This window comes from Pediococcus parvulus (genome assembly GCF_007990205.1).
In the GTDB taxonomy this organism is placed as follows: domain Bacteria; phylum Bacillota; class Bacilli; order Lactobacillales; family Lactobacillaceae; genus Pediococcus; species Pediococcus parvulus.
This window is the reverse complement of the sequence record NZ_BJWE01000061.1, coordinates 1-5,730: the sequence shown is the minus strand read 5'-3', so window position 1 is coordinate 5,730 and position 5,730 is coordinate 1. Positions and strand designations below refer to the sequence as shown.

The window sequence follows — 5,730 nt, the reverse complement described above, 5'->3', positions numbered from 1 at the left end:
CGTTCCAGCCCAAATTTGCTGGGAGACGGTATTTTAATCTAATTTCGTTACCATGACTGCTTTTGTATCAGGTAACGAGACGTGTTTTTATAGTTTTAACCTTTTGATTAAAGCAAAAGAATGGGAAAAAGCGGTTAGATTCCTCCGTTTAGCTAAAAAGTTTGACTGTAAAAGAACAAGAGACTGGCAAAATTACTTTTGCCAGTCTCTTGTTCTTTTTAATTACTTCTAAAATATATTTAATAAGAAACACACTACTTCACATACTTGTTCAAAAACTTTTTCACTGTTTGTTGATAAAGTTTGGGGGCTGTCGCCATTGATTTTGCATGGGTAGCACCCTTCACAATGAGCAGCTGTTTAGGTCCCTTATCTGCTTTATACAATGGGTAAACCATTCTGGTTGGGACAAACGTATCCTTGTTCCCGTGAATGAACAGCATCGGTTTATGATTCTTCGCAACCTGTTTCAAAGCACTGGCCTCTTTAAAGTTATATCCAGCCCGTAACTGCGTAATCGCACTCACAGATGGAACTAATGGCCAATATGGTAAATGATACATAGTTTTAGCTTCATACGTTATTTCATCATTTACAGAAGTGTAGCCACAATCTTCAACATAGGCCTTGAGTTGTTTTGGTACATTTTTTTCGCCACTGACCATCATTGTTGTGGCACCACCCATGCTGACGCCATACATCACGAGCTGCTGATTCTTACCTTCTCGTTTCAACAATAGATTCATCCATTTAATATAGTCTAGCCGGTCTGGCCAACCAAACCCGATATAATTTCCTTGGCTATCACCTTGGCCACGGTCATCCGGCACTAACACGTTATAACCCATCTTATGAAACATCGCCGCAGAAGCTCCCATTTTGGACTTATCATCCATAAAGCCATGCGCAATTACAACCGTTTTATTACTCTTATGCGCCGCTGGAATATAATAAGCATCTAATTTGAGATTATCCGTTGCCGAAGTTTCATGCCACGTTTGCTTATGGACATTTTGATACCAGAGCTTTTCTTTATACAGTGGGTCACTTTTCTTTAAGGTTGCCGAGCTACTTAAAAAATCTTTGTGTCCAGGTACCACAGCCACATGATAAAAATACGAAGCCGCACCAATATCTGCTACAACTAAGACTGCAAAAATAACGAGTAACCATTTCCAAAACTTTTTCAAAATTTTCATCCCTTATCCTTCGATTTAAAAAGTATACTGCTTTTTTGGCCGGTAAAATAAGCGCAAACGAATTTAATTTATTCTCAAAGGCCAAATAAATCACAATCAAGCCCATGAAATTCACTATCTATCCGGTTTCATATAATTTGGATCGCGATTGTGACAAATTGTTCGAATTGTCCCACTAAAATGCAAAAAATAGTGATAGAATGCGCCTAACAGGCTGTTGTTATGATAAAATTGAGATAACAGAAAGGGAGTAATCACATGTTTCCTGAAAGACTTCGTGCACTCCGCCATGGCCAAAACATCACTTTGGAAGAATTAGCGGCGGATTTAAATAAACAATATCCAGGACCAGCAGAAAAAGCAAATACATCCTCTCAGATTGGTAATTGGGAACGTGGCGTTCGAACCCCTTCTTTTGTAGAGGTTCGAAAATTAGCCGAATATTTTGATGTTACGATGGATTATCTTAGTGGTAAGGCCGATCACGATGAATATGATCTGAGTAAACTATTCTTGTCTGGTAAACAACTTTCCTTCAGTCATAAGGTTTTGACGAGTGAAGATCGCTATGAACTATTTCAGTTAATGGATGGCTACCTCCATGGCAAGAATCGCCGAACCACTCATGCAGATAATGATCAGCAAGAAGAATTAGATTTAGGCTTGGATGACAATAAAAAGTAAACTTGACAGTTTGAATGGATGGCTATTTTGAATTCTAAAAAAATGAAAAAGCTTCGTAAGCAGGTTCGTGCTAAACGTTCAAAACCCGCTTCAGACACTTATTTAGAGCAAATAAAAAGATACGATTTGTTATTCAAAGATTTCCCTCAGATCACTTTCCTTACCCATAACATTTTGGAAAGTGATCATCTTATTTCTCAGGGATTGTTGCCACAATCATTGCCTCTTCTTCAAATTCCAGATACTTTTCAAGATGAACTGTTTCAGTCTATTCTTAAAAATTATCCAATGGGAAATCCTAAGGGCGATGAACTATGGAATAGGTACTCGCAAGCATTACCGAAGTTAGATAAGCTGCTACGATCTTATCGGGATTATTTAGAGGCGCATTACGGAATGTGGGCGTACATTTCAGCGCCTTTTATCAAAGATCTGGCCAAATTCTTAAATGGTGCCCCAACTTTGGAAGTGATGGCAGGCAATGGCTACATTTCAGCCGGCTTACGTAATCATGGTCAAAACATTATTGCAACCGACAGTATGGGATGGATCACCGAAAACGAAACTGGCAAACATACTTTGACTGAAATCGAGCCTTTAGATGCACTGGATGCTTGGCATCGCTACCATGACAAAGTGAAATATGTCATGATGTCTTGGTCACCAGACGGCATCCCTGTTGATTGGCAACTCTTACAAGAGATGCGAAAAACTAACCCAGATGTTAAATTAATTTGTATTGGCGAAAAGCTGGGAAGTTCTGGAAGCAAAACTTTCTGGAACCATGCCACTTATGTGGACCCTGAGGCTACTGAAGAGCTCAACAAACATTTTTCTCATTTTGATTTGGTTCATGATCAACTTTATATTGTTCAATAAAATTGCGTAATAAAAAAGGTTGAAGCAAAATTGCTTCAACCTTTTTTGAACGGTACTTGATTTCTCAAATAGACCTCGCACGGTTCACACATGTTTAATCAGATGTTCCACACAATCCGGTGGAAGAGACACATCCCGTTCCAAGAAAATCACTAGTCACTCGAAAGTGAAACAACCTAAGTTGCCTGATTATACTCGACTCATCGCATAAATTCATGATAACACGTTTAACTTTCAATTACCAATCCCAATACTAGTCAATTTCACGATTTCATTATATGATTAGGGTAGTTTTTACGGGAATGGAGTTCCGCTATGCTAAATTTAATCATTAATTTCTTTATCCATCCACTAAATTACATTGTGCCAATCGCAGACAAAATGAACGGATGGATTTACCTAATCTTATTTATCTGGATTTTTTTAGAAACAGCTTACGTCATTTTTTCATTTCTACCTGGTCAATCAGTTCTATTTTTAACAAGTACAATTGCCGCCAGCCCACATTCTAAACTGAATTTAATTGTTTTATTTGTTGTATTTCTAACGGCTGCCACTATTGGTTCAGTTGTCAAATTTCGTCAAGGTAAAAAACTTGGTCAACACTCCAAACTAACTAAAGAAATTCAAACTTCGGATCAAATGGAAAAAACACAGGCTTATTTTAATCACAATGAAAAAAGTTCTTTATTATTATCTCGATTTGTCCCGTTCCTTGGTTTGTTTGTCCCAATTATTGCCGGCAACTCTGATATGAGTTTCCAAAGGTTCAACAAACTAAATTTTCTAGGCGCTCTCATTTGGGTCGGTGCCTGTTGTTTAGCTGGATATTATCTAGGCACAACGCCCTTTGTAAAAAAGTATTTCACTTTAATCTTCTTTACGTTAGCAATTTTACCTGTTATAGCAAGACAGTTATATAAACTCGTTTCGAGGGCTTAACGTGGAATTCCATCATTCATTTTAAAATTAATCAACACAAAAACCGTCAATTTTTAGTTTCCAACTAGAAATTAACGGTTTTTTTAATCTATTTATCGTTTGCGTGACCAATTGAGCTCCCAATAACGCCACCCAAATAAAATGATGACATACAAAATCACAACACCGATAATTGTTTCCCAATTCAAAAAGTTGATCTTCGTGAAGATGTAACCAATTAACTTATATAAAACAAGGGCCACGAAAAGGCTGGCCACACTAATGCCAGCATCTTGATACCATTTTCCTTTTTGCAGTAGAAACTCGCGAATTTTGTTTTTCATGTTCTATTCCCTCAGTGGATAACAACCTTTGTTCCTTCTTTAATGTTTGTATAAATCCATTTTGCATCTGGTACCGACAACCGGACACAGCCATGTGAATTGGCCTTTTTACCTAGTTTCTTAGCTTCCTTTACAATAAACTGCCCCTGTGAATTTGTTGGCACAGTGTGAAATAAGTAAACACCGTGGTCTTTCCAAGAAACATAGTACTTGGCGCCTTCTTTAGACTGTGCATTATAGAAAAACTCACCACGTTCTGCCTGAATATGGTACGTTCCGGTGGGCGTTGAGTTTTTAGCACCAGTCGTTGCATACATGGTATACAAACGCTTTTTGTTATTGCGAATATAGACCCGTTGTTTTGCAATTGAGACCTGAATCCATACGTTTGAGTATTTCGTTAAATCCGGGTAAGCCTTTGTTTCTGAAGATTTTTTCCAATTTACCACTCGCATGTAAGACGGTCTTTTGGCAACTTTTTTCTTTTTAGTCTTCTTCTCTTTAGGCAGTTTTGAAACACTTACCTGATTTGAATCTTGCGTTTTTACTTTGCTAGTGGCCGGATGGAATCGTAAGCTAATTAAAAAGACAGCCAAAAACAAAACTCCAGCTACTGCTAACATTTTAGTTAAACGATTCATAAACAACCTCTACTTTATTTTTCTTTCTTAGTTTCTAATTTCTCAAATTGCAAGATCACCCAATCAGCGATGTTTTGATAAACATCTGCATCACCTGCTAAGAAATTATCAACACTTCCCATTAAATCAATCCGCAAGTGGGATGCATTAATCTCTTCTGCTTCAAAAATCGCATATAAATTAACATCATAATCCGTATCAACTTCAGTCAGTTGTTCAATCTTGTTTGGATAATTAAATGGTAAGTTAATGATATTGGTCTGAAACTTCAAAACAACATCTTTTCTGATTGCCACGTCGGCTTCCACAACAGCTGTTTCTTTCAAAGCCGTTTGTAGATAGCCAAAAACAGATTTTAATGCCCCTTTGGGATCTTTTTTTAACTTTGTGCTCGTGACTTTAAAAGTTTCCGGTGCAAAATTCTCATCGCGAATTGTTTCTAATAAATCGTTTGATTTAATTTTCATAAATAATCACTCCCAAATTGGTTAAAGCTTACTTACCTAGTCTACCATCTGAATGAAAATTTACAAATTACATTTTATTTACTAAAGAAGAATTTAAATAAATATAAGCAACACATCATAAAAAAGACATCGCACTAACCGAAATTAGTTCGATGCCTATATTAATGGCGGTATTTGTATCGCCATCACCAATAACCACATTGTAACCGCATTCTTCGAAAAAATCTAGGGTTCTGCTCACTTTGTATATCAAAGTTTAGGTTAAAGTCAGACCTATCATTAAAAACAGAGGCAAGGTCTCCTAAGGGAGTAGCCCTATACATCCCGCGAATACTATATTTCCAAAGTGGGTTTAATAATTTTTCATCAATCCATTTAACTTTTCGTAGATTCTCATACATCTTTGGACTTAATAATTCGATTGATTTAACCAATTTTTGGAATTCAGGAAGTTTTCTTTTATCCTCATAATTATTATTTTCAAGATTTAAAATTTTTTCAAATTCAGGAAAACTATTCAACGGAAATTTATTTATCCTGCCGAAAATAATACTTGATATTAAATTTGTTTTCATAATTGTTCATCTCTTTAACT

Annotated in this window: 8 protein-coding genes; 3 read left to right on the top strand and 5 right to left on the bottom strand. The window is 36.6% G+C overall.

All coding sequences use genetic code 11. From position 1 onward, the window contains the following. Positions 1-254 precede the first annotated feature (254 nt). Complete coding sequence (locus PPA04_RS08955; RefSeq protein ID WP_057783272.1) at positions 255-1,190, bottom strand: alpha/beta hydrolase; 936 nt, start codon at positions 1,188-1,190, stop codon at positions 255-257. 267 nt (positions 1,191-1,457) lie between these two features. Here PPA04_RS08955 and PPA04_RS08950 point away from each other — a divergent pair, with 267 nt between their 5' ends. The 3 genes from PPA04_RS08950 to PPA04_RS08940 all read left to right on the top strand — a co-directional run bounded on the left by PPA04_RS08950 (position 1,458) and on the right by PPA04_RS08940 (position 3,704). Then, positions 1,458-1,883 carry a helix-turn-helix domain-containing protein gene (locus PPA04_RS08950; protein ID WP_057783174.1) on the top strand — a complete coding sequence of 142 codons (426 nt, stop codon included), beginning with the start codon at positions 1,458-1,460 and terminating at the stop codon, positions 1,881-1,883. Positions 1,884-1,910: 27 nt separating this feature from the next. Next, a complete protein-coding gene (locus PPA04_RS08945) occupies positions 1,911-2,762 on the top strand; it encodes a hypothetical protein (protein WP_057783270.1) in 852 nt (283 codons plus the stop codon). Between the two features lie 315 nt (positions 2,763-3,077). Next, on the top strand, positions 3,078-3,704 hold the full coding sequence (locus PPA04_RS08940) for a DedA family protein (protein ID WP_057783172.1): 627 nt from the start codon (positions 3,078-3,080) through the stop codon (positions 3,702-3,704). A 92-nt stretch (positions 3,705-3,796) separates the two neighbouring features. Here the strand turns inward: PPA04_RS08940 and PPA04_RS08935 are convergent, their stop codons facing one another. The 4 genes from PPA04_RS08935 to PPA04_RS08920 form a co-directional block, all read right to left on the bottom strand. Then, positions 3,797-4,027, bottom strand: a complete 231-nt coding sequence (locus PPA04_RS08935) for a hypothetical protein (RefSeq protein ID WP_057783170.1) — start codon at positions 4,025-4,027, stop codon at positions 3,797-3,799. Between the two features lie 11 nt (positions 4,028-4,038). Then, complete coding sequence (locus PPA04_RS08930; protein ID WP_057783168.1) at positions 4,039-4,668, bottom strand: L,D-transpeptidase; 630 nt, start codon at positions 4,666-4,668, stop codon at positions 4,039-4,041. A 14-nt stretch (positions 4,669-4,682) separates the two neighbouring features. Further along, the gene (locus PPA04_RS08925) at positions 4,683-5,135 is read right to left on the bottom strand and encodes a hypothetical protein (protein WP_057783166.1); all 453 of its coding nucleotides are present in this window, start codon (positions 5,133-5,135) and stop codon (positions 4,683-4,685) included. A 185-nt stretch (positions 5,136-5,320) separates the two neighbouring features. Beyond that, entirely contained in the window at positions 5,321-5,710 is a 390-nt protein-coding gene (locus PPA04_RS08920; RefSeq protein ID WP_057783163.1) for a hypothetical protein, read from the bottom strand. Between the last annotated feature and the right edge of the window lie 20 nt (positions 5,711-5,730).

Coding starts and splice junctions, on each gene's coding strand:
- PPA04_RS08950 (WP_057783174.1), top strand. CDS start 1,458: ATGTTTCCTGAAAGACTTCGTGCACTCCGCCATGGCCAAAACATCACT.
- PPA04_RS08940 (WP_057783172.1), top strand. CDS start 3,078: ATGCTAAATTTAATCATTAATTTCTTTATCCATCCACTAAATTACATT.
- PPA04_RS08935 (WP_057783170.1), bottom strand. CDS start 4,027: ATGAAAAACAAAATTCGCGAGTTTCTACTGCAAAAAGGAAAATGGTAT.
- PPA04_RS08930 (WP_057783168.1), bottom strand. CDS start 4,668: ATGAATCGTTTAACTAAAATGTTAGCAGTAGCTGGAGTTTTGTTTTTG.
- PPA04_RS08925 (WP_057783166.1), bottom strand. CDS start 5,135: ATGAAAATTAAATCAAACGATTTATTAGAAACAATTCGCGATGAGAAT.
- PPA04_RS08920 (WP_057783163.1), bottom strand. CDS start 5,710: ATGAAAACAAATTTAATATCAAGTATTATTTTCGGCAGGATAAATAAA.